The organism is Methylobacterium sp. J-077, assembly GCF_022829365.1.
Lineage (GTDB): Bacteria > Pseudomonadota > Alphaproteobacteria > Rhizobiales > Beijerinckiaceae > Methylobacterium.
The window spans coordinates 1-26,047 of sequence record NZ_JAKSYJ010000220.1 but is presented as its reverse complement, the minus strand read 5'-3'; the positions used below and the strand labels follow the sequence as shown (position 1 = coordinate 26,047).

The following is a 26,047-nucleotide window of genomic DNA, read 5'->3' as shown; positions in this document are numbered from 1 at the left end:
CGCTGCAGCGGGAAATCGCGCATGGCTCCCCCGCTTTTTCGGACCGGGATGGGCGGCGCGGTCAGCGAGCCACCGGAGCGGCGCCCTTGTCGGTGTATTCCGGCGGCAAGCCGATATAGTCGCCCAGGATACCGTCGATGCCGGGCGCCCGGCCGAAAGCCTCGCAGTCGGGGTCGAGAGGCGCCTCGCCCAGCGTGGTGACCCGGATGCGATCCCAGGTCGGCAGGGTGTTGGGGGCGTTGAACGGGTCGTCGCCGGTGGCCAGCATGAAGCCGAAATCCTGGCCGAACTCGCCGGCGAGGTCGTAGGCGTCGCTGGCGCGGGAGAAGCGCGGCTGGCTGGTGAACGAATTCGCGGCCCCGCCCCAGACCATCGCGGCGCGCTGCTCGCGCCGACGGTCGAGCGCCTCGGCCTCGACCGTGAGGCTGCCGAGCCCGATCGGGATCCGCGGGACCGGGATGCGGCCGATGCCCTCGACGGCGCTGAGCCCGACCTGCGAGGCCACGGTCACGCCGGCCGAGCCCGCGATGGTGGCGCCTGCTCCGAGGAGATCGGTGGGCTCGACCCGGGTGACCTGCGCCCGCACGGTCAGGTCGGCGTCGCGGCCGGTCACGATGTCGTAGCGCAGGGACAGGTCGTAGCAGAGCGCCCGGTCAGCCGCATTGGCGATCAGGCGGCGTTCGGCCTGGGTCAGCGGCGCAGACCCCGCGACATCGGCGTGAAACGCCGTCGGGATGATCCGCACGGTGCGGGCCTTGGCCAAGGCCGGCCGGTCAACGTAGAGCCGCGAGGCCGAGGCGACCGCGGAACTGGCCTTCAGGCGATCGTAGCGCGTCAGCGAACCGCGATCGTTCAGGAGCACGGTGCCGCAGGCCGCGACCGTCGACAGGAGCGCGACGGCGGCGGCGATCCGCGACAGGGAACGGCGCTTGCTCGGAGAGGGCTGCATCGAGGGTCTCACGGCCGGCACCGTGCCGGGATCGACGGCCGGAAGACCGCTCGGGCCAAACGTAGCCATTGGAGCTCGCGCACAAAAGGTGGCGCTCGGTCACGATGCAACCCCTGTTGCGTGGCGGATACAGACGCGAAACATAACGATGCGAATGGGCGCCCCCCGCCGTGCAACCGTCCCGGCGCGACGCGCGTCTGCTGTCCGATGTCTTCGCCGACCCAAAAACCGCTCTGGATCGTCCCCCTGACGGTGGCCACCGCCCTGTTCATGGAGAACACCGATTCCACGGTGATCGCCACGGCGCTGCCCAGCATCGCGGCGAGCCTCGGTGAGGATCCGATCGCCCTGAAGCTGGCGCTGACGTCCTATCTCGTCAGCCTGGCGATCTTCATCCCGGTGAGCGGCTGGATGGCCGATCGCTACGGCTCGCGCACGGTGTTCCGGGCCGCGCTGGTGGTGTTCATGATCGGCTCGCTGGCCTGCGCGGCGGCGAACGGCCTGGCGTGGTTCGTGGCCGCACGGTTCCTCCAGGGCATGGGCGGCGCCATGATGGTGCCGGTGGGGCGCCTCGTCGTCCTGCGCAGCGTGCCGAAGTCGCAACTCGTGACGGCGCTCGCCTACCTGACCTTCCCGGCCCTCGTGGGCCCGGTGCTCGGGCCGCCGCTGGGCGGCTTGATCACCACTTGGTTCGACTGGCGCTGGATCTTCTTCATCAACCTGCCGATCGGCTGCGCCGGGATCGTGCTGGCGAGCCTGTATTTCGAGGATGTGCGCGAGCCGGAGCGGCCGCCCCTCGACCTGACCGGCTTCTTCGTGCTCGGCACCGGCCTCGCAGCCCTGATGCTCGGGCTCGCCTCGATGGGGCGCCATCTCCTGCCGGCCGCGGTCTCCTGGGGATGCCTGGCCGGCGGCGCGATCCTGCTGCCACTCTACTTTTTGCATGCCCGGCGCGTCGCCCACCCGATCGTCCGGCTCGACCTGATGAACCGCCCGACCTTTCGGGTCGCCATCTTCGGCGGCAGCTTGTTCCGGGTCGGGACCGGGGCGATCCCGTTCCTGCTGCCGCTGATGCTGCAGGTCGGGTTCGGGCTCGACGCGTTGCATTCCGGCCTGATCACCTTCGCGGCGGCGGCCGGGGCGATGTTCGTGAAGACCCTGGCGCCCCGGATCCTGCGCCGCCTGGGCTTCCGCGCCGTGATGGTCGCCAACGCGGTGCTGGCCTCGGCCTTCCTGGCGGTGAACGGCCTCTATACCGCAGAGACGCCGCACTGGATCATGATCGCGCTGCTGTTCATCGGCGGCTGCTCGCGCTCGGTGCAGTTCACCTGCGTCAACGCCATCGCGTATGCCGACCTCGAATCCCGGGAGATGAGCGCGGCCACAAGCTTCGCCAGCGTCTGCCAGCAGCTGTCGCTGAGCCTAGGGGTCACGCTGGGCGCCCTGGCGCTCGAGGGTACGGCCGGGTTCCACGGCCGGACCACGATCAAGGCCGGGGATTTCGGGCCGGCCTTCTTCGCCGTGGCCGTGCTGTCGGCGGCCTCCGTGCTGGCGTTCCGCAAGCTGACGCCCGATGCCGGCGCCGAGATTTCCGGTCGCCGAATGGTCGCCGCGACGCCGTCCGCGACGCCCGAGCTGAAGCCTCGGGCGAGCTAAGCCGATCAGGCTGCGGCGCGAGCCGGTGCGCGCCCACCCGATTTTTTTCCGGTGCCACCACGCGCCGCCGCGCTTTTGGCCGGTGCCTTGATAGGCGCGCGCTGCGGGGCCGACCGCTCGCCGATCTGGCCGGTGCGCCAGCCCTGCCAACTCCAGGCGCCGGGGCCGGTGAGCGCATAGATCAAAAACCCGCCCGCCAAGCCGAGATCGGCCAGCATCAGCGTCCGTTCGGCCACTGCGGCCGGCCCGACATATTGCCAGAAGGCGTGCAGCATCACGGCCGTCACCGCCGCGAACACGGCGAGCGCCAGCCCGGTCAGGCGCGGCAGCACGCCGAGGATCAGGGCCAGCGGGCCGAAGACCTGCACCACCACGGCGGCTGTGGCGACGCCGTTCGGGAACGGCATGCCGCTGCCGGCCAGCGTCAGCGCAAATCCCGAGACGTTCAGCGCCCGTGCGATCCCGGTCGGCAAGAGTGCGGCGGCCAGGAGCAGGCGCGCGGCGAGAAGGGTTCCGTCCTGGGCGCGGGCGATCATATCGGGTCCGGTCGGCTGCGAGGGCTGACCGGAGGCTGCCGCATTCGTTTGAAGGCCGGGTTAAGTCCGAACTGTCAACTCGCGACCCCGCCCCGGAACAGGCGTCCGCGCTCGGTCCAGAGCACCACCAGCAGCGCCAGTCCCCCGAGGGTCGCATAGCCGATCCCGACCGGCAGCACGGTCCCGTCGAAGGCCTGGCCGATCAGGAAGCCGGAGAACGCCCCCAGGATCGTCGTGTAGAAGCCCACGAACGACGAGGCCGTACCCGCGATGGCGCCGAGCGGTTCCAGCGCCAGGGCGCTGAAGTTCGGCAGGGCGAAGCTCATCAAAAACTGGTTCGCCGCCAGGGTCGTCAGGAACACCGCCAGCGGCGGATGGCCGTGATAGGCCAAGCCCACGCCGACCTGGGCCAGGGCGACCAGCGTGAAGGCGATGATGCCGGCATGCGAGAGCGCCCGCATCCCGAGCCGCCGGACGATGCGGGCGTTGATCAGCGTCGCCGCGCCCATGGCGCCGGCCACCAGCCCGAAGGCCAGGGGGAACAGCGGCCCGAGGTGGTAGAGCCCGGTATCGAACACCTGCTGGGCCGAGCCGACATAGCCCATGATGCAGCCGGTGAGCAGGCCGAGCGCCGTGGCGTAGCCGATGGAGACCCGGGTCGTGACCGTGGTGCGGACCGCGTCCCAGGTCGCCCCGAGCGAGAGCGGGCGGCGGTATTCCGGGTGCAGGGTCTCCGGCATCCTCAGGGAGAACCAGGCGGTCAGCCAGAAGGCCAGCGCCAGCATCGAGACGAACACGTAGACCCAGGAGCCTAGCGCCAGCATCAGGCCGCCGAGCGCCGGGGCGATCATCGGGACGATCAGGAAGACCATCATGGTCAGCGACATCACGCTCGCCATCTCGCGGCCGGCGAAGCGGTCGCGCACGATCGCCACCGAGAGCACGCGCCCGCCGGCCGCGCCGATGCCCTGGATGACCCGGGCCGCCAGCAGCCAGCCGAAGCTCGGCGCCACCATGGCGAGGCCGCAGCCCACGACGTAGATCGCCAGGCTGGTTAGCAGCACCTTGCGGCGCCCGAACGTGTCCGAGATCGGCCCGTAGGCGAGCTGCGCGACGCCGAACCCGGCCATGAACACGTAGACGAGGAGCTGCAGCCGGTTCGGATCGGGCACGGAGAACCGGGCCTCGATCGCCGGGAAGGCCGGCAGCAGGTTGTCGATGGAGATGGCGGTGACCGCCATCATCAGCGCGATGATGGCGACGAACTCGGTGAAGCCCGGCCCAGACCGCGGGGCGCGAACCTGCTGGACCGGCGGGTTGGGCCGGATGGCGATTGTCACAATGCGCGCTCGTGCTGCGAAGGGATCGCCCGATGGAGGCGCCCCCTTCGCGGCACGCTTGTGACGGATTCGGCCCCGTGATGCAGCTCAGGCCGGCAGCGGGCGCAGGGCCGGCTCCCGGGGGCTGCGCCCGACGAAACCCGCCATCAGGGCGGCGACCAGGCAGAGCAGGCCCGCCGACACGAAGGCGCCGAGATAGGTGCCGGTATCGGTCCGAACCAGGCCGGCGAGCCAAGCGGCCGAGGCGGCGCCGATCTGGTGGGCGGCGGCGATCCAGCCGAACATCAGCGCGGCATTCTCCTCGCCGAAGGACTTTCCGGCGAGCTGGACGGTGGGGGGCACGGTGGCGATCCAGTCGAGACCGTAGAACACCGCGAACAGGGACAGGCCGTAGAAGCTGAGATCGAACGAGTAGGGCAGAAAGATCAACGAGAGTCCGCGCAGGGCATAATACCAGGCGAGGAGCTTGCGCGAATCGAACCGGTCCGTGAGCCAGCCCGACGCCGTGGTGCCGATCAGGTCGCAGATGCCCATGACCGCGAGCAGGCCCGCGGCCGTCACCTCGGCGATGCCGTGGTCGATGCAGGCGGGGATCAGGTGCGTGCCGATCAGGCCGTTGGTCGAGGCACCGCAGATGAAGAACGTGCCCGACAACAGCCAGAAATCCTTCGATCTCAGGCCGGTCCGCAGGCCGCGCAGGGCCCGGACGGCGGGGTTCTCGGTGAGCACCGGGGTCGGGGTCACGACGGTCTCGCCGTAGCGCGGCAGGCCGAGATCCGCCGGCCGGTCGCGCAGCAGCAGGGCCGCCACCGGGATCAGCACCAGGGTCACGGCCGCGACCAGCAGGGAGACCGAGCGCCAGCCCTGCCCAACCGCGAGAGAGGCGAGCATCGGCAGGAAGATCAGCTGTCCGGTGGCGCTGCTGGCGGTGAGCATGCCGATCACCAAGCCCCGGCGCTTGCCGAACCAGCGCCCGGCCACGGTCGCGCCGAGCACGTTGGCGACCATCCCCGAGCCGGAGCCGACCACGATGCCCCAGAGCAGGACCATCTGCCAGGGCGCGGTCATCAGGCTGGTGGCGGCCGTGCCGACCGCCAGGACGAACAGCGCGCAGCAAACCGCCCGCCGCAATCCGAAACGCTCGATGATCGCCACCGCGAACGGCCCGATCATCCCGTACAGGAAGATGTTGAGGGCGATGCCGACCGAGATCGTCGCCGCGGTCCAGCCGAATTCCCGCTCCCAGGGCACGATCAGCACGCTCGGCGTCGCGCGCACCCCCGCCCCGATCAGCAGCACCAGGAAGGTCACCCCGGCGACGACCCAGGCATAGTGCAGGCGCGGCACGGGCGGCGCGGAGAGCGTCTCGATGGGGACGGGCATGTTGGGGCTCCGGAGGATGAGACGGTCGGTCAGGCGGCGGCGATCAGGGCGTCCGCGAGGGCTGCAACGGCCTTAAAATCGATCTGCGCGTTGATTCGGGCTTGGGCCGCCTGCCAGAAGGGCGTAGCCGCCGCCACGGCCTCGCGACCGGCATCCGTCAGGGAGACGATCCGCTCACGCGCATCCCGACCCGGTTCGATCTTCACGAGGCCACGTCGTTCCAGAGGGTCGAGGTTGCGGGCCATGGTAGTCCGCTCCAGAACCGCCTCGATGGCCAGCCGGGTCAGCGGCGTCGGCCCGAGCCGCTCCAGGCGTCGCAGAATCGAGAACTGCGTCACCCGCAGGCCGGACGGACGCAGGGCGGCATCATAGGACGCGGTCAAGGCGCGGGTGGCGCGGCGCAGCGCGACGCATGTGCAGGGTTCGATCTGAGATTCGGCGCTCATGATGCGTGTATATGCACCTATTCTCCGTGGCACAAGCCGGGCCTGACGGTTCCTCCGGTTCGACACCCGGGAACCGGGATTTGCGGCCGGCTGTCATCGACACGGCGGTTCACCCTGCTAACGCTGCGCGTGCAGGCTCCCGGTTCGTGAGAGGCACGATGACACTCGAGACCGCCACGGCGTTGTCATCCTCGGAACAGAAGTCGGCGCGGACCGGGCTCATCGACGCCGCCGCGGAGATCGTCGCCGCGCAGGGCGGCCCCGGCGGCTTCACCCGCGATCTGTTCGGGCGCGTGACGCCGGAGGACCTGGCCCCTTATTCCGCCGATGCCCTGGCCGACCTCGCGGTCAAGGCGCGGACGCTCCTGTCCGAACCTCGCAGGCCGGGCGACCCGGCCCGGCTGCGCCTGAGTGACGCCGAACTGATTCGGAATGGACGGCCGCGCGAGATCACGATCCTGGAGGTCGTGAACGACAACCGACCGTTCCTGCTGGATTCAACCCTGGCCGAGCTGACCGAGCTGGGCCTGACGCCGGACCTCGTCGCTCACCCGATCCTCGGCGTCGAGCGCGATGCCTCGGGCACGCTGGTGCGGGTGGTCGGCGAGACCACCGCGGATGCCCATGGCAGCCTGGCGCGCGAGAGCTTCATCCACCTCCATCTCGGCCGCTTGGACGGCGAGTCCCGCGCGCGGCTGGTGGAGGCCCTGGCGCAAGTCTACCGCGACGTGGCCCTGGCGAGCGACGACCACGAATCCATGCTGGCCCGCATCTCCGAGCTGTCCGATAGCCTCGGCCGCGCCCCCTCCCCGCTGCCGGAGGACGAGATCGCCGAGGCCCGCGCCTTCCTGGGTTGGCTGAAGGACGGGCAGTTCCTGGTTCTCGGCATGCGCCAGCACGGTATCGCGGGCGACGGCCATCCCGTGATCGAGGGCTCGAGCCTCGGCGTGTTGCGCGATCCCGGCGCCGCCCCGCTGCGCCGGGGCCGGACCCCGGTCGACTACACGCCCGAGATCCTCGCCTTCCTGGAAGAGCCGCAGGCACTGATCATCACCAAGGCGAGCGCGAAATCCCGGGTCCACCGGGTCTCGTATCTCGACTATGTCGGGGTGAAGCTGTTCTCGGCCACCGGCAAGCTCTCGGGCGAGGTGCGGATCGTCGGCCTGTTCACGGCCTCGGCGTATACAGCCCCCACGCGGGACGTGCCGGTCCTGCGCCGTAAGGTCGAGGCGGTGGCCGAGCGGGCGGGCCTGGATCCGACCAGCCATGCCGGCCGCAGCCTGCTGGCGGTGCTGGAGACTTACCCGCGGGACGAGCTGTTCCAGATCGATGTCGACCGGCTGTACCGGTTCACCCTGGCGATCGCGAACCTCGCCGACCGGCCGCGAATCCGCGTGCTGTCGCGCCCGGACCGGTTCGGCCGCTTCGTGTCGCTCCTGGTCTACGTGCCCAAGGACCGCTACGATTCCACCGTGCGGGCCCGGATCGGGGCCTATCTGGCCGAGTCCTATGGCGGCCGGCTGAGCTTGGCCGATCCCGATTTCCCGGACGGGCCGCTCGCCCGCACCCACTACATCATCGGCCTGTCCGAGGAGGACGTGCCGGAGCGCGACCCGGCGGCGCTGGAGGCCGGCATCGCGGCCCTGGTCCGGACCTGGGGCGACGCCCTGCGGGCGGCCCTGGCCGAGGCCCATGACGGCGACCGCGCGCGCCTCTTGGCCACCCGTTACGCCGAGGCGTTTTCCGCCGCCTACCGGGACAATTTCGCATCCGATGTCGCCGTGGCCGATGTCGCGATCCTCGAATCGCTGAGCGACGCGCAGCCGCGCGCCGTGCATCTGGAGCGCCGGGCCGGCGATTCCGACGCACAAATCCGCCTGAAGGTGTTCTCCCGCGGCACCGCGATCGCCCTCTCCGACCGGGTGCCGGGCCTGGAGAATCTGGGTTTTCGCGTCATCGACGAGCGGACCTACCGGATCAAGCCGGCGGGGCTCGACGAATCCGCCCGGGTCTGGCTGCACGACATGCGGATCGAGCGCGCGACCGGGGGGACCATCGACCTCGCGACGCTGGAGCGGCCGCTCGAAGAGGCCATGCTGGCTCTGGCCGATGGCTCGGTGGAATCCGACGGCTACAACCGTCTGGTGCTGGAAGCCGCCCTCCCCTGGCGGGAGGCGGCGCTGCTCCGGGCGCTCGGCCGCTACCTGCGCCAGCTCCGGATCCGCTACGGGCAGGATTACCTCGCCGGCACGCTGAGCCGCCATCCCGGGATCGCCCGGGCGATCGTCGCCCTGTTCCGGATCCGGTTCGACCCGCAGGCCGAGGCTGACCGGGCTCCCCGGGAAGCGGAGACCCGCGCCCAGATCGAGGAGGCGCTCGGCGACGTCACCAGCCTGGACGACGACCGGATCCTGCGCCGGTTCGTCAACCTGGTCGAGGCTGCGGTGCGGACGAATTTCTTCCAGAAAGCGGAGCATGGCGGCCCCCGGGAAACGATCAGCTTCAAGTTCGCCTGCGCCAAGGTCACGGCGATGCCGCTGCCGCGGCCGTTCTTCGAGATCTTCGTCTATTCGCCTCGGGTCGAGGGTGTGCATCTGCGCTTCGGCTACGTCGCCCGCGGCGGCCTGCGCTGGTCCGATCGGCCGGAAGATTTCCGCACCGAGATCCTGGGTCTGGTGAAGGCCCAGCAGGTGAAGAACGCCGTCATCGTGCCGGTGGGCGCCAAGGGCGGCTTCTTCCCCAAGCGCCTGCCACCAGCCTCCGACCGGGCGGCCTGGATGCAGGAGGGCACCGAGAGCTATCGGATCTTCATCCGGACGCTGCTCGAACTCACCGACAACATCGTCGATCAAGCGATCGTGCCCCCGCCCGACACGGTTCGGCATGATCCTGACGACGCCTACCTTGTGGTGGCAGCCGACAAGGGCACCGCCACCTTCTCGGATATTGCCAATGCCCTCTCTCTGGAGAAGGGCCACTGGCTCGGCGACGCCTTCGCGTCCGGCGGAAGCCAGGGCTACGACCACAAGGGCATGGGCATCACCGCCCGCGGCGCCTGGGAGGCGGTGCGCCGCCACTTCCGCGAGATCGATGTCGACGTGCAGACGGACCCGATCACCGTGGTCGGGGTCGGCGACATGTCGGGCGACGTATTCGGCAACGGCATGCTGCTGTCGGAGAGCCTCCGGCTGGTCGCGGCCTTCGACCATCGCGACATTTTCCTCGATCCGAATCCCGACGCGGCGAGGAGCTTCGCCGAGCGAAAGCGCCTGTTCGACCTCGGTCGCTCCTCCTGGGCGGATTACGATGCCGGGCTCATCTCCGAGGGCGGCGGCGTGTTCTCGCGCAGCCTCAAGACCATTCCGCTCGCCCCGGCCGTCCGGGCCGCCCTGGCCTTCGACCGGGACGAGGCGACGCCGACCGAGCTGATGCAGGCGATCCTGAAGGCGCCGGCGGACCTGCTCTGGTTCGGCGGCATCGGCACCTATATCCGCGCCACCACCGAAACCGACGAGGATGCCGGCGACCGGGCCAACGATGCGGTGCGCATCACCGCGCCGGAGCTGCGGGTGAAGGCCATCGGCGAGGGCGCCAATCTCGGCCTCACCCAGCGCGGGCGCATCGAGGCGGCGCGCTCGGGCGTCCGGCTCAACACCGACGCGATCGACAATTCCGCCGGCGTGAACACCTCCGACGTCGAGGTGAACATCAAGATCGCCCTGATGGTCCCGGAGCGGGACGGGCGGCTCGATTACGCGGCGCGCAACACGCTTCTCGCCGCCATGACCGACGAGGTCGGGCGGCTGGTCCTTCGCAACAACGAATTGCAGACGCTGGCTTTGTCCCTCGCCCAGCGCGGCGGCGTGGGCGAGACCGGCTTCGCCATGCGGACCATGCAGGCGCTGGAGGCTGAGGGGCGCCTCGACCGGGCGGTGGAATACCTGCCCGACGACGCCGCGATCACCGAGCGGATGCGCCGCGGCGAGGGGCTGACCCGGCCGGAATACGCGGTGCTGCTCGCCTACGCGAAGCTGTCGCTCTACGACGCGATCCTGGCGAGCGCGGTGCCGAACGACCCGTATTTCGACCGCGAACTGCAGCGCTACTTCCCGAAAGCCCTGCGCGAGCAGTTTCCCGACGCCGTGAAGGGCCATCGGCTGCGCCGCGAGATCATCTCCACGGCGCTCGCCAACATCATCGTCAACCGCGGCGGCCCGTCCCTGGTCACGCGCCTGATCGACGGGACCGGAGCGGATGCCGCGACCATCGCCAAGGCCTACGCCATCACCCGGGACGCCTTCGGGCTGATGGAGCTGAACCTCGCCATCGACGGGCTCAGCCGCGGCCTCTCCGGGCAGGACCAGCTCGGCCTCTACGCCGAGGTGCAGGGCCTGCTCACCAACCGGATCGTCTGGTTCATCCGCAACCTCGACTTGACCGGCGGCCTCGCGCCCTTGGTGGCGCGCTATCGCGACGGGGTCGCGGCCGTGGAGGCGGCGCTTCCGAAGGTGCTCGAGGCCGAGGCGCTCGCCGCGATCGGCGATCGGGCGGCGGAACTGGAAGGCCACGGCATGGCCCGCGAGCAGGCCAGGCGGCTCGCCTCCCTCAACGCCCTGATCTCCGCGCCCGACATCGTCCGCGTCGCCGAGGCCAGCGGGCGGCCGGTGGAAGAGGTCGCGGCGACCCATTTCGCCCTGGAGCACGCCTTCCGGCTGGACGAACTCGCCACCGCGGCCCGGACCGTGCCGGTGGCCGACACCTTCGACCGGGTCGCCCTGGAGCGCGCGGTCGCCGGCATCGCCGCCGCCCACCGCAAGCTCACCGCCGAGGTGGTAGCCGATCTCGGCGCCGGGCCGGAGGCCGTCGCGGCCTGGGCCAAGGCGAGAGGCGCGCCCCTCGTTCGCATCCGCGACGCGGTCGATGCGATCAGCGCCTCGGGCCTCACGGTCTCCAAGGCAACAGTGGCGGCGAGCCTGCTCGGTGACTTGGTGCGGGCGGATTAGCGCGTAGCGCGCCGGCCGCCGCGGTCGGCCTGACTGCGAGCACTTATAAGGCGCAGGTCTCCTTTCCCGCACAAGAGAGGAGGCGCGTCGCGGCCTGCACATGAGGTGATGCCTAGGCATCAAGGCCGAAACACACCGGTACGAGCGCTCCGAGGCCGGCGCCCAACCCTCAGGATCGTCCGCTACGCTCCCGGCGCAGAGGTGGAAAAAATCCGGCTGCCGCTGCGGCTGACGGCCATGACCGTCAGGCCGAGGCCCAGGATCGAGACAGCGGCGGCGATCAGCGGCAACTGGCCGTAGCCGGCTCCCAGCGTCAGGGCCGTCCCGCCGAGCCAGGCGCCGGTGGCGTTGCCGAGGTTGAACGCGCCCTGGTTCAGTGTGGAGGCGAGGTTCGGAGCATCGCTCGCGGCCTCGACCACCCAGATCTGCAGGGGCGAGACCAGCGCGAAGGCGAGGCCCGACCACAGGACCAGCACGGCCACCGTCGGGATCGCGTGGTGGGCCACCCCTGCCAGGACCAGTAGCACCGCGACGATGCCGATGAAGCCGCCGATGATCGTCGCCATCAGGCCCCGATCGGCGAAGTGCCCGCCCGCGAGGTTGCCCACCGTCAGGCCGATCCCCGCGGCGAACAACACGCCGGTTACGCCCTGCGGCGAGAACCCGGTCACCCCGGTCAAGAACGGCGTGATGTAGGTGAACACGGTGAAGAAGCTCACCGACGACAGGGTGGAGATCAGCATCGGCCGCAGCACGGGCCAGCGGCCGAGCGCGCGAAATTCTTTTACCAAGCCGCCGCGTGTCCCGGGCAGACCGGAGGGCACGAACAGCTGGATCGCCAGTCCGGCGAGGAGCCCGATCGCGACCACCGCCCAGAAGGTCGAGCGCCATCCCGCCGCCTGTCCCAGGGCGGTGCCGAGGGGTACGCCGAGGACGTTGGCCAGCGTCAGGCCGGCGAACATCAGCGAGACTGCCTGGGTCCGCTTCTCGCGCGGCACCAGATCGCGCGCGACCACGGCGCCGATTCCGAAGAACGCCCCGTGTGCGAAGGCGGTGACGATCCGGGCCGCCATCAGCAGGCCGTAGCTCGGGGCCAGGGCGCAGCCGATATTGCCGACGAGGAAGACCGCCATCAGGGCGAGCAAGGCGGTCTTGCGGGGAAGCCCCGCCGTGGCGATCGCCACGATCGGCGCGCCGACGACCACGCCCATGGCGTAGCCGGATACGAGATAACCGGCCTGCGGGATGGTGACGCCGAACCCGTGCGCCACCTCCGGCAGCAGGCCCATGATGACGAATTCGGTGGTGCCGATTCCGAACGAAGCGACGGCAAGGGCGAGGATCGGCAGGGGCGGCAACGCGACCTCCTTCGAGCGGACAACACGCACCGCTTTGTGCGACGCAGCATAAGCCAGGATGGCGCACCACAGCTTTTTGCATAGCGATGCAAACGCGACGCACCGTTGCGCCGCACGCAAGCAGGCCGGTTTGTAGGGCGATCGAAGGCGGTCAGGCCCGGGTGCTGCCGCGCTCGGTCAGACGCGGCGGGATCAGCACCCGCTCGCCGGCGGTCGCGTCCTCGGCGGACATGCGGGCAATCATCGCCAGGGCCGCCTCGACCAGGGCGGGGACATCCTGATCGAAGCTGGTCAGGTCGTAGCCACCCCAGCCCGCCGCCGGGGTGTCGTCGTAGCCGATCACCCGAACGTCTTCGGGGACGCGCCGTCCCGCGCGGCGCAGGGCGTCGATCGTGCCGAGCGCGCAGAGATCGTTGGCGCAGAAGATGCCATCGACCGGCCCCTCGGCACAGAGGCACGTCGCTGCCTCGGCCCCGCCCTCATAGGTGTAGGTGGATCCAGCGACGCGCGGCTCCCGCAGGGCCGCTGCCTGCAAGCCGTCGCGAAACCCGGCCAGGCGCTCCATGCTGGCGGGGCTATCGGTCGGGCCGGCGACGAAGGCGGGGTGGCGCACGCCCCGAGCGTGCAGGAGTGCGGCAGCCTGTCGTCCCCCAAGCGTGTTGTCGGAGCCGACCGAGCCGACCCACGCGGCAATCACCGGGGTGTTGAACGAGACCACCGGGATGCGGGAGGCCGAGAGCGTTTCGGCGGCGTCCCGCGAGAGGACCGCCAGGGCGCTGACGATCGCGTCGACCCGGTACTGGGCGAGCCGCGCCGCGACGGCATCCAAGGTGTAATCGCTATCGACCGGGACCAGCAGGATCTGATTGCCGGCCTCACGCAGGCACGCGGCAAGGGTCTGGACCACGCGCGCGTAGAACGCGTTCTCCAGGCCACCGACTACCAGGGCCACGAGGCCGGACCGGTCGGTCAACATCATCTTGGGGATCAGGCTCGGTCGGAATCCGAGGGTCTCGGCGGCCGCCAGCACCTTGTCGCGCGTCCGTGCCGAAACGCTGGCACCCGGCGTGAAGGTCCGGGACACCGCCGATTGTGAGACCCCGGCGAGGCGGGCGACCTCGATCGATGTCGGATAGCGCTTCGAGACCATGATCGGCGTATGTTGCGGCGGCGGACGCTCTTCCGTTGAGACGTCCCTCCGCTGTGTCACGCCCGCGACTGATCCCTGTCAAACGGGATCCATGAATTCGGCGCCCAGCTTTATTCGACGGGCGCTTTCTTGCGACCCCGCGTCTTAGGCGCGGACGTTGCTGATGCGTCCTCAACGGCTGGCGCCGCCGCGCCGCGGGACTTGCGGCGCTGCTGACCGAGGCCGAGGGCGCGGGCCAGCTCCGACCGTTGGGCCGAATAGCTCGCTGCCGTCATTGGGTAGTCCCGCGGCAGGCCCCATTTCTCACGGTAGGCCTCCGGGCTGAGCCCGCGCAGCGTCAGGTGCCGACGCAAGGTCTTGTACGGCTTGCCGTCTTCAAAACTCATGAGATGATCGTGCGTAATCGATTTCCGGATCTGCGCCGGGCTCATCTTTTCCACGACGGTCGTCGATGACGGCCCCGAAGCCGCAAGGCTGTTCAGGGCCGCATGAATACCGCTGATCAGCCCCGGAAGCTCTGATGGGGGCACCGAATTGTTGGACACATACGCCGCGATGATATCGACCGCGAGCTCAATGTGCTCGTCCTGTTCAGCTTCAGCGCTATCGCTCACGTTGAACCTCTGTCGCTGCAACTATCCAGATCGATCAATCCCGTATGGATTTTATCGAATTCTGACAGACGGTACCGGATTTGGGATAAAAGCTCAATCGCTACTTTTACGAGACGGCGAATTTTAAGAGCGACTGCACAGGGGCCGCATGAGCTGCGGAGGTTCGGCGTTGACGGCGCATTAACCCTGCGGGGGCTAGCTTACGTTAACCATACCGACGACCACAAAGGCGGCGGCGTGATCTGTCGATCCCGGCTCTTGGCGCGCGGGGCGTAGGTGGAGTCCAAGATCAGGTGCGGATGGCGGGCGCTGATCGGCCGGGACGACAGGAGATGCGGCTCGCCCTCGTCGCCCTGACGCTCGCTCTAGCGGCGTCGCCATCCGCGGCGCAGCGCTTCGACGCGTTCAGCCCGGTCACCGGTCAGCCGGACAATCCCGGGGTCGGTCAGGACACGGCGCCGAACGGTCTCCCGGCCCTGCGGCGGCGCATTCCTGACGGGCTGTCGCGCGAGAATGGCCCCGCGTCGTCGGCCGGAAGTGCGACCGGCGGCGAGCAGACCGGGGGAGACAGCCTGCGGTCACCGCTCTCGCCGCCGATCCCGACGCAGAGCCAGCCGGGGCTGTCGCAGCTCGGCACCCGCATCACCGGCAGCGGCCAGCGCACTGGCGGTTCGACCACGGCGCCGAACAATCGGGCGCCGTCGGAGCTGCTGCGCTCACGGTCGGCGCCGCCGCGGCGCATCGGCTCCGCGACTCGCAGGGTCACCCAGGAGGTGACGCAGGTGCCGGCCCCGGCGCTTCGCCTCACCCCGGTGGTCCAGCAGGCCGTGGTCGGCGTGCCGGTGCAGCCGGTACTGGCGTCGCGGCCGATCCTGCCGCTCTTCGCGATCACCCCGGCCCTGGGCCTGCTCACGCCGGGTTTCATCCTCGGCACCGACCTCGCGCGCCCGATTCCGACCGATCCGGCCTACGCGCCGATCGGCTACCGGATCGGCACCTTCACGGTGCTGCCGAGCTTCGCGCAGAGCGTCGGCTACGACTCGAATCCCGACCAGACCAGCCGGCAGCTCGCCAAAGGTTCGGTTGCTCTGCGCACCGAGGCCGCCGTGGACTTCCGCAGCGACTGGTCCTCCAGCTCGTTTGAAGGCGCGCTGCGCGGCTCCTACCTCGAGACGCCGCAGAACGAGGCCGCCAGCAGGCCCGCCGCGGACGGCACCGTCCGCCTGCGCATCGACGCCAACCGCGACCTGCATATCGACGCCGAGGGCCGCTTCCTGGTCGACACGCAGCGCACGTCGAGCCCGAACCTGCAGGCCGCCACCGCGACGAGCCGGCCGCTGCTGGCTGTCTACGGGGCCTCGCTCGGCGCCACCGAGACGTTCAATCGGCTCTCGGTGACTCTGCGCGGCTCGGTCGACCGCTCGGAATTCGATAACGCCCAGCTCTCGGACGGCACGATCATCAATCAGGCCGACCGCAACCTGAACCAGTACAGCCTGCAGCTGCGCACCGCCTACGAGGTCAGCCCGGATCTCAGCCCGTTCGTGGACCTGCTGGGCGATACCCGCGTCTACGACCTGCGCCGCGACATCAGCGGCATCCGCCGCGATTCCGACGGCATCGCCCTGACGGTCGGGGCGAGCTTCGGACTCGCGCGCTCGATCACCGGCGAGATCTCGGCCGGCATCCAGCACCGCACCTACGTCGATCCGTCGCTGCGGTCGATCGATGCCCCGCTGGTCAACGCCGCCCTGGTCTGGTCGCTCAGCCCGCTCACAACGGTCCGGCTCACCGCGGCGACGGGCGTGACCGAGACCACGGTCCTCGGCTCCAGCGGCATCTTCACCGAGGTTGCGACCCTGGAGGTCCAGCACGATCTGCTGCGCAACCTCTCGATCGTGCTCGGCGGCTCGTTCCTGAAGAACGATTACCAAGGCAGCACCATCCGAGAGACCGGCTTCTCAGCGACGGCGCGCCTCGACTACCGGTTCACCCGGTGGCTCACCTTGCGCGGCACCTACATCTACCAGCAGATCGACAGCACAGCGGCCGGATCAAGTTTTCGCGACAACACGTTCCTGCTGGGGCTCAGAATCAATCCTTAAGGCGACACAGTCAAAATCGCTCAACCCAGGGGCGCAGCTCCAGCTCCGAGGTCCAGGCGCTGCGATCCTGGCGCAGCAGGTCGCGATAGGCCCGGGCGATCGCGTCGGGGTCGAGATCGCTGTCGGGCGCGTCCGGCGGCTCGCCGCCCCGAGCCGGATTCCGGATGGCGCCGTCGATCACCACGTGGGCGACGTGAATTCCCTGCTGATGCAACTCGCGGGCGAGGCTCTGGCCGAGGCCCCGCAGGGCGAATTTTCCCATGGCGAAGGGCGCCGAGCCGGCGAACCCTTTCACGCTCGCCGAGGCGCCCGTGAGCAGGATCGCGCCGTGCCGGTGCGGCAGCATCCGCCGGGCGGCCGCCTGCGCCACCAGGAAGCCACCATAGGCGGACACCATCAGGGATTGGGCGACGGCGACCGGATCGAGATCGACCACCGGACCGCGCAACCGGCCGCTGGCGTTGTAGACCACGACATCGGGCGAGCCGCCCAGAGCCGGCTCAAGGCGGGCGAACAGGGCCTCGACCTCGCCCGGGCTGCTCGCGTCGCAGGCATGGACGGCCGCCCCGGTCTCGGCCGCCAGGGCGGCGAGCTTCTCGACCTTGCGGGCGGCGAGGCCGACCTTGAGGCCGTCCGCTGTCAGGAGCCGGGCGAGCGAGGCGCTGAGGCCGGAGCCTGCGCCGACGATCAGCGCGCGCGAATAAGTCGGTGTCATAAGCGGACGCTCCGTTCGATCCCATGAGGATGCCGCGCAGCGACGCGGATTCAAGCCCTCAGCTTCGCCGTTCGGCGAAGAACGTCCGCAGAAGTTCGGCCGCCTCGGTCTCGCGGAACCCGCCATAGACCTCCGGCGCGTGATGGCAGGTCGGCTGGTTGAAAACCCGCGGCCCGTGCTCGACGCCGCCGCCCTTGGGGTCGGCCGCGCCGTAATAGAGCCGCCGGATCCGGGCGAACGCGATCGCGCCGGCGCACATCGGGCACGGCTCCAGGGTGACGTAGAGATCGCAACCGGTCAGCCGCTCGTCGCCGATCGCAGCGCAGGCGGCACGGATCGCTAGGATCTCGGCATGCGCGGTCGGGTCGTGGAGCGCCCGCGGGCAGTTATGGGCCACCGCCAGCACTACGCCGTTGCGGACCACGACTGCACCGACCGGCACCTCTCCGACCGCGGCGGCCGCGCGCGCCGCCGCGAAGGCGCGGTCGAACGCCCCCGACGATTCGTGCTCCGTCTGTTGGATCGGATCGGACACCACGGTGTTTATCACCCCATCGCCGGGACAGGCACCGACCGGCGCCGGGACCAAACCCAGGTCAATGTTAATGCCTGGAACATTCCCTTCATCGTCACCGTTGCCATTACGATTGCGGCGTCGCCGCGAGAGATTGGACGGAAGGAAACGCCATGAGCAGCACCACCGACAAGATCAAGGGCGCCGCCAACGAGGCCCTCGGCAAGGCCAAGCAGGGCCTGGGCGACGTGACCAACAACGACAAGATGAAGGCTGAAGGCGCAGCCCAGGAGCTCAAGGGCAAGGCTCAGAGCACCGTCGGCAACGCCAAGGGCGCCGTGAAGTCGGCCACCGACAAGCTTTAATCCTTCGGGATTGATCGGATCGGGACCCAAACCGCGGATCCCGATCCCGAACCACTGACTGTCGTGAGGATGCCATGATCGGTTGGGCTATCACCTTTCTCGTCGTCGCCCTTGTAGCGGCGCTCCTGGGCTTCGGCGGCATCGCCGGCACGGCCGTCGAGGCGGCCAAGATCATCTTCTTCGTGGCGATCGCCCTGTTCCTGATCTCCGCCGTGTTCGGCGTGATGCGCGGGCGATCCCCGAGACTTTGACGGCACGCCGATCGGCGTGTGACGCGGGGCGGTCTGTCTGGACCGCCCCGTTTTGTTTGGCCGGCGCATATTCTGTTGCTACGGCTCAACCCGTCTCGCCTGTCCGGGCCGGCTCTGGTAAGGCCGGCTCATGAGTGACTTGCCGAAAGACGACGCTCCGGGGGCTCCAGCCCAGCCGGACACCGAGACCACGCGCACCGAGCGCTGGACGCCTGCCACGGATGCGGGCAGCGAATCCGAGACGAAGCCGCACGGCGCGCCTATCGCGGCCCATTCGAGCCCACCCCAGCCATCGGCTCCCGCCGAGGCCGCCGAGATCGACGCCCCGACCCCGCCGGGCGAGCGCATCGCCAAGGCGATGGCCCGGGCTGGAATCGCTTCACGGCGCGATGCCGAGGCGATGATCCTGGCCGGCCGCGTGAGCGTCAACGGCGAGCCCCTGACCTCGCCGGCCCGCAACGTTACCGACGACGACACGATCCTGATCGACGGCGAGCGCATGCCGGCGCGCGAGCGCAGCCGCCTGTGGATCTTCCACAAGCCCCGCGGCCTCGTCACCACGGCCCGCGACCCGGAAGGCCGCCAGACGGTGTTCGAGGTCCTGCCCGAGGACCTGCCCCGGGTGGTCGCGGTCGGCCGGCTCGACATCAATACCGAGGGCCTGCTGCTGCTCACCAACGATGGTGGCCTCGCCAAGGTGATCGCCCATCCCGATACCGGCTGGCTACGCCGCTACCGCGTGCGCGCCCACGGCGACACCGATCAGGCCCAGCTCGACACCCTCGCCAAGGGCTTGACCATCGACGGGATGGAATACGGCCCCGTCGAGGCAACCCTGGACCGGGTTCAGGGCGATAATCTCTGGCTGACGCTGGGGCTGCGCGAGGGCAAGAACCGCGAGGTCAAGCGCATCCTCGAGCATCTCGGCCTGTCTGTGAACCGGCTGATCCGGCTGTCGTTCGGGCCGTTCCAGCTCGGCGACCTGGAAGTCGGCCTGGTCGAAGAGGTGCGCATGCGCGTGCTGAAGGACCAGCTCGGCAAGGCCCTGGCCGAGCAGGCCGGGGTCGACTTCGAGAGCCCCGTGCGCGAGCCGATCGGTGCCTTTGGCAGCCCCAAGAAGGCCGAGCGGGCACCGGCGCCGTCCGGCAGCCGCAACGCTGCCCGGCCTGCGCCGGCACCCCGGGTCTCGACTGGGGGCGCCGGATCCGGCCCGCGCAAATCCGCGTGGCGGGCGGACGAGGATGACGGCAAGCCGCGCGCCGCCCGTGTTCCGCGCCGAGGCGCGGATCCGCGCGCCTCGCAGGCGGCTGCGGCCGAGCGTGGCCATGAGCGGGTCGGGTCGTTCCAGAAAGGCGATCGCCGGGTCGTGGTCGAGCGCCTGTCCGCGAGCCCGGCCGAGCCGGTCGCCGAGGAGAAGCCGCGGCGCCGCTACGCCGATCGTGGCGCACCGGAGGGTGGGCAGCGAAGTTCAACGGGCCGTCCGGATCGCGCGGGTCGGGACAGAGGCGGACCGCCGCCGCGGAGCGACAGAGGTGCGGGCGACCGCCAAGGGTATGGTGATCGTTCGGGGCCGCGCGACACCGCTCGGGGCGCGTCCGGTCCGCGGGACGAGGCACGCCGGGACGACCGCCGCGATGCGCGGCCGGCCGGACGTGGCGATCGGTCCTTAGGAGGCGGGTCGGCCGAGGGCGCGCCGCGCGGCCAGAGCGGTTTCCGCGGCGAACGCTCCGGTCCCGGGGGCAAGCCGGCCTTCGGCGGCCCGAAGCCCGGCGGCGGAGGGCGCCCCGGCGGTAAGCCGGGTGGCTTTGGTGGCAAAAGCTCCGGCGGCTTCGCCGGCAAGAGCGCGGGCGGCTTCGCCGGCAAGGGGCCCGGCGCCAAGCCGGGCGGGCGTCCCGGTGGCTTCAAGGGTGGCGGAAAGCCCGGCGGTGCGCGTCCCGGCGGCGGCGGCGGTGGGCGGCCGCCGCGCGCCCGATGAGGATCGTCGGCGGTGCGTGGCGCGGCCGAAAGCTCGCGACCCCGCGCACCGACGCGATCCGGCCGACTTCGGACCGGCTTCGTGAGTCTCTGTTCAACGTACTGACCCACGCCTACGACGCACCTGTCGAAGGCGCACGGGTCCTCGACCTGTTCGCCGGCACCGGTGCGCTGGGCTTCGAGGCCCTGTCGCGTGGGGCGGCCTATGCCCTTCTGGTCGATGAGGGCGCCGAGGCCCGCGCGGTGATCCGCTCGAATATCGAGGCGTTCGGCGCCGAGGGCGTGACCCGGCTGTTCCGCCGCGACGCGACCCGCCTCGGGCCGGCCGGGACTATGGCGCCGTTCTCCCTGGTGTTCTGCGATCCGCCCTACAATCGCGGACTGGCGCCTCTGGCGCTGGCAAGCGCGGCCGACGGGGCTTGGCTGGCCTCCGGCGCGCTGGCGGTGGTGGAGGAGGCCGAGAGCGTGCAGCTCACCTGGCCCGAAAATTTTACCGCGCTGGAGCGGCGCGTCTACGGCGATACCGCGGTGGCAGTGGCGCGATTCGCCGGCTGAGCGGACGTCACGGTGTTTCGTCCGCCCCGACCTGCGGCCCGAAATGGATCGCGAGCCAGATCGTCGGCGAATCGGTACGCTCGATCCGGTGACGGCGATGGGGCTCGATCAGGGCCGTGTCGCCGGCGGAGAGCATGCGGGGCGCCGCCTCGTCGGCGAAACGCAGCTCGGCAAACCCCGCCAGCACGGCCACCCATTCGGTCTGCGGCTGATCGTAGTGGAAGCCCGGCGGGCTCGCCTGCCCGGTCGAGACGATGCGCTCGATGCGCAGGCCCGGAGCCGTGTGCAGGACAGTGACGACCTCTTCAGGCACATCGCGAGGGAGATCGGCGTAGAGATTCGTCCGTGGGGCGGTCATTGATGGCGTCTCCCGAATCCGATTCGCGAGACGGCGTGTGCCGCGTGGCGGAGCCGGTCAACCGGCCCCTGCCGGAGGAGTCAGGCCGAAGGCGCAGCGGCGCCGTTGGTCGCGGACCGCTGCGGGGCGATGTCGGTGGACCCGGTGCCGTGGCCGATCCGGGCCGCGGACTTCACCAGCGCGATCACATCCCGGCGCATCTGGTCGTCGGTGATCTGATTGTACGCGCGCAGCAGTTCGACCGCCCCGGCCACGCGCAGCAGCGCCGGGCCGTTCTCGGTGGCGGCCTCCGGCTCGGGCTCGAAGAAGCTCGACACCGGCACGCCGAGCCGCTCGGCGATCGCCTGAAGGCGCCCGGCGCCGACCCGGTTCTTGCCGGTCTCGTACTTCTGAACCTGCTGGAAGCTGACACCCAGGGCGCTGGCCAGGGCCGACTGGCTCAGCCCGTTGGCCGCACGCAGGAACGCGATGCGACTGCCGACCCCATGATCGATGGCCGTGGTCTGCTTCGGCTTGGGGGTTGGGTTGGACATGATGGGAAGTCCAGACTTCTTCAGGTTGCGGCAGGCGTGGTCGTGCGGACCCTGACCGACGTTCACAACCAACAGGTGCAACATCACGCGGCCAAGGTCCAGACGTGACGCATGTTGATGCCACAGTGCAGCCGGGTGCGCAACGAATGGTCACGCTTGCGCGACCCTGCAGAGCGAGCACAGCCGCCTCTGTTTCACAATTGCGCCAAGGCGATCGGCACACAGATCGACCGCCGATCAATTTAGGCGCTCCGCGCTCGGCGGGCCGGGACTTTCCGGCATCGATCGGGTTCGCACGATCTTTTGCCGTCCAAATGATTCGGGTTCGTCAGAACTGTCCGGCTCCGGATCGATCCTGATTCGATCCGCCCGGACTCTTGCCGATCAGGCGGCGGGGCCGAGCCAATTCGTGACGATGCGTAGTTGAACATCGTCCAGCAATGCGGGGGCGTGGCCGCAATCCGGGATCTCGACGCGCTCGGTTGGCGGCCCGCGGCGGGTCATCTCATCGGCGGTCGAAGCGAGGAGCAGTTCCGAGTGCGCGCCGCGCAGCAGCAGGACCGGGCAGGTGATCGCATCCCAGTCGCGCCACATGCTGACGCTGTAGACCCGGCCGGGCCGGAAGGCGTCGCCGATGCCTGGATCGTAATGCGGGCGCCAGCCGCCGTTGGGCTCGGGAAAGAAGCTGTGCTTGGCGATGTGGCGCCACTGCTCGTCCGTGAGCGGCCCGAACGCCGCGAGCACCGTCCGGAGGCGCGATTCGCCCGATGCCAGGTTGTGGTGCAGCCGCGGCGCGTCGCGCAGCCGTGACCCGATATGGCGGATCGGTGCCCAGGGCAGGAACGGCCCGACATCGTTGATGACCATGCGGCGGATCGGGGTGTTGGCCGAAGCCGCCAGAACCATGCCGGTGAGGCCGCCGAGCGACGTGCCGACCCAGTCGATCTTACCCTTGACCCGGAGGTGCCCGATCAGCGCCGCCATGTCGGCGGCGTATTGGGGCAGGCCGTAGAGTTCCGGGTCCTTGAGCCAGCCGCTCAAGCCCCGCCCGGGCAGATCCGGGCAAACCACCCGGTAGCCCATCTTGGCCAACTTGTAGCCCAGCGGGTCGAAATCCCGCCCCTGGCGGCTCAGGCCGTGCACGCAGACCACAACGTGCGGGCTGTCCGGATCGCCCCATTCGACATACGCGATGCGATGGAAGTCGTGCGGCGCGTAGGCGGCGAAATGGCCGGTCCGGAACGGCACGTCGGCATGGCTGAGGTCGTCCAGCCGCGGCATCGCCTCAGTTTCGGGGGCCTCGATCCCCTCGGCGGGGAGCGCGGTCACGGGGTTTCCGTACGGGCGGCGGCTTCGCGGGCGAGGCGGCTGGTGGTCTGGTGGAGGTCGACCATCTGGTCGGTGAGCCGGCGCGACTGCTCCTGCATGAACGTGACGTGCAGCACCGCCACCTCGCGGGCGTCGGCCGCCTTCGTCAGGCGTTCGGCGAAGTCCAGGGAGGCGCGGACGTTGGTGTCAGAGGCGACCAGCATGCGGTGCCCGATCTCCCGCATCGCCGCCATGGTGTGACCGGCATTGTCCTCGAACGCGTTGTAGAGCCGCGCCCCGACGGCCTCCCATTGCTCGCGCATCTTGCGTGTGCCCGCGACGTTGCTGTCGGAGAGCTGATGCGCCGTCTCCCGGCTGGAGCCCATCACCGAGCGCCAGCCGTCGAAGCTTTGCGCAAGGGAGGTCTCGAAGGCATTGAGCGCCATCTCGCCGGCTTCGGCGAAATGTTCGTAAGCCTCGCGGACCCGCGCCAGGCTGCCCTCGGCGGTCTCGCGTCCGGCCTGTGGCGGGACCATCGGCAGGTTGTCGTTCTTCACAAGCCTCTCCCGCGCGTCGACCGCCCTGAGTGCCTTGACCGGCAATCCTACCGGCATCCGCCAGGGCGGGGCCGTCGTCAACCGCCGCCCGGTGACAGAAGATTGCCGACGCGGCGCATTGGGTCCCGCCGACAGCTTTCGGCGGCCAGACCATAGGGTGATGACTGGCCTCACCTGTAACCAGCGCGCCGATTGACAGTCCGGAGGGACGCGACGTCATCTCTTGGCCGAGCGCACGCCACGCCAGCCGCCCGATCAGAAGGCCGAGAGATGACGGAGACAGATCCGCCCCGCGCGGGCGCCCGCGAATCCGATCCTCATCCGTTCGAAACCGGGCTCGATCCGAATCCGGCCAATTACGTCCCGCTGACGCCGGCGAGCCTGCTGGCCCGCGCGGCGGCCTCCGTCGGGGCGCGGATCGCGGTCATCGATGGGGCACGGCGCCTGACCTACGCCGAGCTGTACGGGCGTTGCCGCCGCCTCGCCTCCGGGCTGGCCCGGCGCGGGATCGGGCGCCTCGACACGGTGGCGATCCTGGCCCCGAACGTGGCCGAGATGATCGAGGCGCATTTTGCCGTGCCGATGCTCGGCGCAGTGCTGAACCCGCTCAACACCCGCCTCGATCCGCCGACCATCGCGTTCTCCCTCGACCATGGCGGCGCCCGGGTACTGATCGTCGAGCCCGAATACGGAGCGCTGGCCGCCAAGGCGCTCGCCGACCGGGCGCGGCCGATCCTTGTGGTGGAGATCGGCGACACCGGCATCGCAGGCGCGATCCCCTACGAGACCCTGCTCGCCGAGGGCGACCCGGATTATGCCTGGCCCGGCCCGGCGGACGAGTGGCAATCGCTCTGCCTGCTCTACACCTCGGGCACCACCGGAGACCCGAAGGGCGCGGTCTACAGCCATCGCGGCGCCTATCTCCAGGCACTCGGCAACGCCGTCACCTTCGGGCTCACTGCCGAGAGCGCCTATCTTTGGACGCTGCCGATGTTCCATTGCAGCGGTTGGTCCTACCCCTGGGCGAGCGTCGCCGCCTGCGCGACCCAGATCTGCCTGCGCAAGGTCGAGCCGGCGGCGATCTTTGCGCTGATCGCCGAGCATGGGGTGACCCATCTGTGCGGCGCGCCGATCGTGCTCTCGATGATCGCCCACGCACCGGCTTCGGACCGCGTGCCGTTCCGGCAGCGGGTGCGTTGCGCGGTGGGCGGCGCGGCGCCATCCTCGACGATCATCCGCACCATGGAAGAGCTCGGCTTCCAGGTGACGCATCTCTACGGCGCCACCGAAAGCTACGGCCCGGCCACCGTCTGCCTGGAGCAGCCCGACTGGGCGGACCTGCCGGACGCGGATCGCTACGCACGGATGGCCCGCCAGGGCGTGGCGCTCGCCACCCTGGAGCGCGTCGTCGTAGTCGACACAGCCACCGACCAACCGGTGCCGCAGGACGGCCTCACGGTCGGCGAGATCTGCCTGCGTGGCAACACGGTGATGAAGGGCTATCTCGGCAATCCCGACGCCACGGCGCGGGCGCTGGCCGGCGGCTGGTACCGCACCGGCGACCTCGCCGTGTGGCACCCCGACGGCTCCGTGGAGATCAAGGACCGGGCCAAGGACATCATCATCTCGGGCGGCGAGAACATCTCCAGCCTGGAGGTCGAGGAGGTGCTGATGCGCCATCCCGCGGTCATGCTGGCCGCCGTGGTCGCTCGGCCCGACGCGACTTGGGGCGAGAGGCCGTGCGCGTTTGTGGAGATGAAGCCGGGCGCGGCAGCCCCGACCGATCGGGAGCTGATCGATTTCTGCCGGGAGCGGATGGCCCGGTTCAAGGTGCCCAAGAAAGTGGTGTTCGGCCCCCTGCCCAAGACCTCGACGGGCAAGATCCAGAAATTCGTCCTGCGCGAGCAGGCCCGGACGCTCTGAGGCGTCACGCGCCCGGCTTGGATGGCTTCCAGACGTCGGCTGCGGCGTCCGTGGCGGCACTCAGGGCGGCGTGCAGGCCGGAATCGGCATCACGCTCGCCGGCTCGGATCGCCCGGACCAGATCGTCCAGCGCGTCATCGCCCGCGCTGCCCAAAAGCTGCGCGTCGGTCTCCCTCAGCCGATCCGCCTGCGCGATCTCGCGGGCGGCGATGCCGATGGCGTTGGCGACCATCAGGGCGACGTAGCGTGGCCGGCCGGCGAGGCCGGGCACGACCTCCTCGATGAGCGCCCGGCGGGCGGCGTCGAGGAGGGCGGCGCCGGAGGGTTCGTCCTGCATGCTCAACTCCAGCTCTCCGGGGCGGTCGCCCGCAGGATCGTGCGTTCCAGCTCGGGCACCATCCGGCCGGTCAGCGCCAGTTCCAGGGAGAATTCCCGGCCGGAGACGTGGCGGGCG

23 protein-coding genes are annotated in these 26,047 nt (G+C 69.9%); 8 read left to right on the top strand and 15 right to left on the bottom strand.

What is annotated here, in order from left to right:
* Window positions 1-61: 61 nt before the first annotated feature.
* Window positions 62-949 carry a DUF3313 domain-containing protein gene (locus tag MKL11_RS27450; RefSeq protein WP_243949284.1) on the bottom strand — a complete coding sequence of 296 codons (888 nt, stop codon included), beginning with the start codon at window positions 947-949 and terminating at the stop codon, window positions 62-64.
* Between the two features lie 207 nt (window positions 950-1,156).
* Here MKL11_RS27450 and MKL11_RS27445 point away from each other — a divergent pair, with 207 nt between their 5' ends.
* Window positions 1,157-2,605, top strand: coding sequence for an MFS transporter (locus tag MKL11_RS27445; RefSeq protein ID WP_243949282.1), 1,449 nt, complete (start codon window positions 1,157-1,159; stop codon window positions 2,603-2,605).
* Window positions 2,606-2,610: 5 nt separating this feature from the next.
* On the opposite strand, the gene MKL11_RS27440 is transcribed toward MKL11_RS27445, so the two are convergent.
* The 4 genes from MKL11_RS27440 to MKL11_RS27425 all read right to left on the bottom strand — a co-directional run bounded on the left by MKL11_RS27440 (window position 2,611) and on the right by MKL11_RS27425 (window position 6,310).
* Window positions 2,611-3,141 carry a DoxX family protein gene (locus MKL11_RS27440; RefSeq protein ID WP_243949280.1) on the bottom strand — a complete coding sequence of 177 codons (531 nt, stop codon included), beginning with the start codon at window positions 3,139-3,141 and terminating at the stop codon, window positions 2,611-2,613.
* 74 nt (window positions 3,142-3,215) lie between these two features.
* A complete protein-coding gene (locus MKL11_RS27435) occupies window positions 3,216-4,382 on the bottom strand; it encodes a multidrug effflux MFS transporter (protein ID WP_279600753.1) in 1,167 nt (388 codons plus the stop codon).
* Between the two features lie 186 nt (window positions 4,383-4,568).
* A complete protein-coding gene (locus MKL11_RS27430; RefSeq protein WP_243949276.1) occupies window positions 4,569-5,864 on the bottom strand; it encodes an MFS transporter in 1,296 nt (431 codons plus the stop codon).
* A 29-nt stretch (window positions 5,865-5,893) separates the two neighbouring features.
* Window positions 5,894-6,310, bottom strand: a complete 417-nt coding sequence (locus MKL11_RS27425; protein WP_243949274.1) for a MarR family winged helix-turn-helix transcriptional regulator — start codon at window positions 6,308-6,310, stop codon at window positions 5,894-5,896.
* A gap of 158 nt (window positions 6,311-6,468) precedes the next feature.
* On the opposite strand from MKL11_RS27425, the gene MKL11_RS27420 reads away from it, so the two are divergent.
* Entirely contained in the window at window positions 6,469-11,313 is a 4,845-nt protein-coding gene (locus MKL11_RS27420; RefSeq protein WP_243949272.1) for an NAD-glutamate dehydrogenase, read from the top strand.
* 182 nt (window positions 11,314-11,495) lie between these two features.
* On the opposite strand, the gene MKL11_RS27415 is transcribed toward MKL11_RS27420, so the two are convergent.
* From MKL11_RS27415 to MKL11_RS27405, 3 genes are all read right to left on the bottom strand, one after another.
* Window positions 11,496-12,671 (bottom strand): MFS transporter, encoded by a 1,176-nt coding sequence (locus MKL11_RS27415; RefSeq protein ID WP_243949269.1) that lies wholly within the window; start codon window positions 12,669-12,671, stop codon window positions 11,496-11,498.
* Window positions 12,672-12,822: 151 nt separating this feature from the next.
* Window positions 12,823-13,881, bottom strand: coding sequence for a LacI family DNA-binding transcriptional regulator (locus MKL11_RS27410; RefSeq protein ID WP_243949267.1), 1,059 nt, complete (start codon window positions 13,879-13,881; stop codon window positions 12,823-12,825).
* 50 nt (window positions 13,882-13,931) lie between these two features.
* Complete coding sequence (locus MKL11_RS27405; RefSeq protein WP_243949258.1) at window positions 13,932-14,435, bottom strand: MucR family transcriptional regulator; 504 nt, start codon at window positions 14,433-14,435, stop codon at window positions 13,932-13,934.
* Between the two features lie 332 nt (window positions 14,436-14,767).
* Between MKL11_RS27405 and MKL11_RS27400 the strand changes: the two genes are divergently transcribed.
* The gene (locus MKL11_RS27400) at window positions 14,768-16,540 is read left to right on the top strand and encodes an outer membrane beta-barrel protein (RefSeq protein ID WP_243949256.1); all 1,773 of its coding nucleotides are present in this window, start codon (window positions 14,768-14,770) and stop codon (window positions 16,538-16,540) included.
* A gap of 10 nt (window positions 16,541-16,550) precedes the next feature.
* Here the strand turns inward: MKL11_RS27400 and MKL11_RS27395 are convergent, their stop codons facing one another.
* Both MKL11_RS27395 and MKL11_RS27390 read right to left on the bottom strand, forming a co-directional pair.
* On the bottom strand, window positions 16,551-17,255 hold the full coding sequence (locus MKL11_RS27395) for an SDR family NAD(P)-dependent oxidoreductase (RefSeq protein ID WP_243949253.1): 705 nt from the start codon (window positions 17,253-17,255) through the stop codon (window positions 16,551-16,553).
* A 58-nt stretch (window positions 17,256-17,313) separates the two neighbouring features.
* Window positions 17,314-17,793 carry a nucleoside deaminase gene (locus MKL11_RS27390; RefSeq protein ID WP_409565927.1) on the bottom strand — a complete coding sequence of 160 codons (480 nt, stop codon included), beginning with the start codon at window positions 17,791-17,793 and terminating at the stop codon, window positions 17,314-17,316.
* 149 nt (window positions 17,794-17,942) lie between these two features.
* Here MKL11_RS27390 and MKL11_RS27385 point away from each other — a divergent pair, with 149 nt between their 5' ends.
* From MKL11_RS27385 to rsmD, 4 genes are all read left to right on the top strand, one after another.
* Entirely contained in the window at window positions 17,943-18,134 is a 192-nt protein-coding gene (locus MKL11_RS27385) for a CsbD family protein (protein WP_243949243.1), read from the top strand.
* Between the two features lie 74 nt (window positions 18,135-18,208).
* The gene (locus MKL11_RS27380; RefSeq protein ID WP_082643075.1) at window positions 18,209-18,385 is read left to right on the top strand and encodes a DUF1328 domain-containing protein; all 177 of its coding nucleotides are present in this window, start codon (window positions 18,209-18,211) and stop codon (window positions 18,383-18,385) included.
* Window positions 18,386-18,515: 130 nt separating this feature from the next.
* Entirely contained in the window at window positions 18,516-20,360 is a 1,845-nt protein-coding gene (locus MKL11_RS27375) for a pseudouridine synthase (protein ID WP_243949241.1), read from the top strand.
* The gene (rsmD, locus tag MKL11_RS27370) at window positions 20,357-20,914 is read left to right on the top strand and encodes a 16S rRNA (guanine(966)-N(2))-methyltransferase RsmD (protein WP_243949232.1); all 558 of its coding nucleotides are present in this window, start codon (window positions 20,357-20,359) and stop codon (window positions 20,912-20,914) included. Before MKL11_RS27375 ends, rsmD begins: the two co-directional genes overlap by 4 nt.
* A gap of 7 nt (window positions 20,915-20,921) precedes the next feature.
* Here the strand turns inward: rsmD and MKL11_RS27365 are convergent, their stop codons facing one another.
* The 4 genes from MKL11_RS27365 to MKL11_RS27350 form a co-directional block, all read right to left on the bottom strand.
* The gene (locus MKL11_RS27365; protein WP_243949223.1) at window positions 20,922-21,272 is read right to left on the bottom strand and encodes a cupin domain-containing protein; all 351 of its coding nucleotides are present in this window, start codon (window positions 21,270-21,272) and stop codon (window positions 20,922-20,924) included.
* A gap of 80 nt (window positions 21,273-21,352) precedes the next feature.
* Complete coding sequence (locus MKL11_RS27360; protein ID WP_243949221.1) at window positions 21,353-21,805, bottom strand: helix-turn-helix domain-containing protein; 453 nt, start codon at window positions 21,803-21,805, stop codon at window positions 21,353-21,355.
* Between the two features lie 384 nt (window positions 21,806-22,189).
* Complete coding sequence (locus tag MKL11_RS27355) at window positions 22,190-23,134, bottom strand: alpha/beta fold hydrolase (protein ID WP_243949219.1); 945 nt, start codon at window positions 23,132-23,134, stop codon at window positions 22,190-22,192.
* Window positions 23,131-23,670: a phasin family protein gene (locus tag MKL11_RS27350; protein WP_243949214.1), complete on the bottom strand. Its 540-nt coding sequence runs from the start codon at window positions 23,668-23,670 to the stop codon at window positions 23,131-23,133. Before MKL11_RS27350 ends, MKL11_RS27355 begins: the two co-directional genes overlap by 4 nt.
* 270 nt (window positions 23,671-23,940) lie before the next feature.
* Here MKL11_RS27350 and MKL11_RS27345 point away from each other — a divergent pair, with 270 nt between their 5' ends.
* Window positions 23,941-25,593, top strand: coding sequence for an AMP-binding protein (locus MKL11_RS27345; protein ID WP_243949212.1), 1,653 nt, complete (start codon window positions 23,941-23,943; stop codon window positions 25,591-25,593).
* A 4-nt stretch (window positions 25,594-25,597) separates the two neighbouring features.
* Here MKL11_RS27345 and MKL11_RS27340 read toward each other — a convergent pair whose 3' ends face one another.
* Window positions 25,598-25,930 carry a DUF6285 domain-containing protein gene (locus MKL11_RS27340; protein ID WP_243949209.1) on the bottom strand — a complete coding sequence of 111 codons (333 nt, stop codon included), beginning with the start codon at window positions 25,928-25,930 and terminating at the stop codon, window positions 25,598-25,600.
* Window positions 25,931-26,047: the final 117 nt, after the last annotated feature.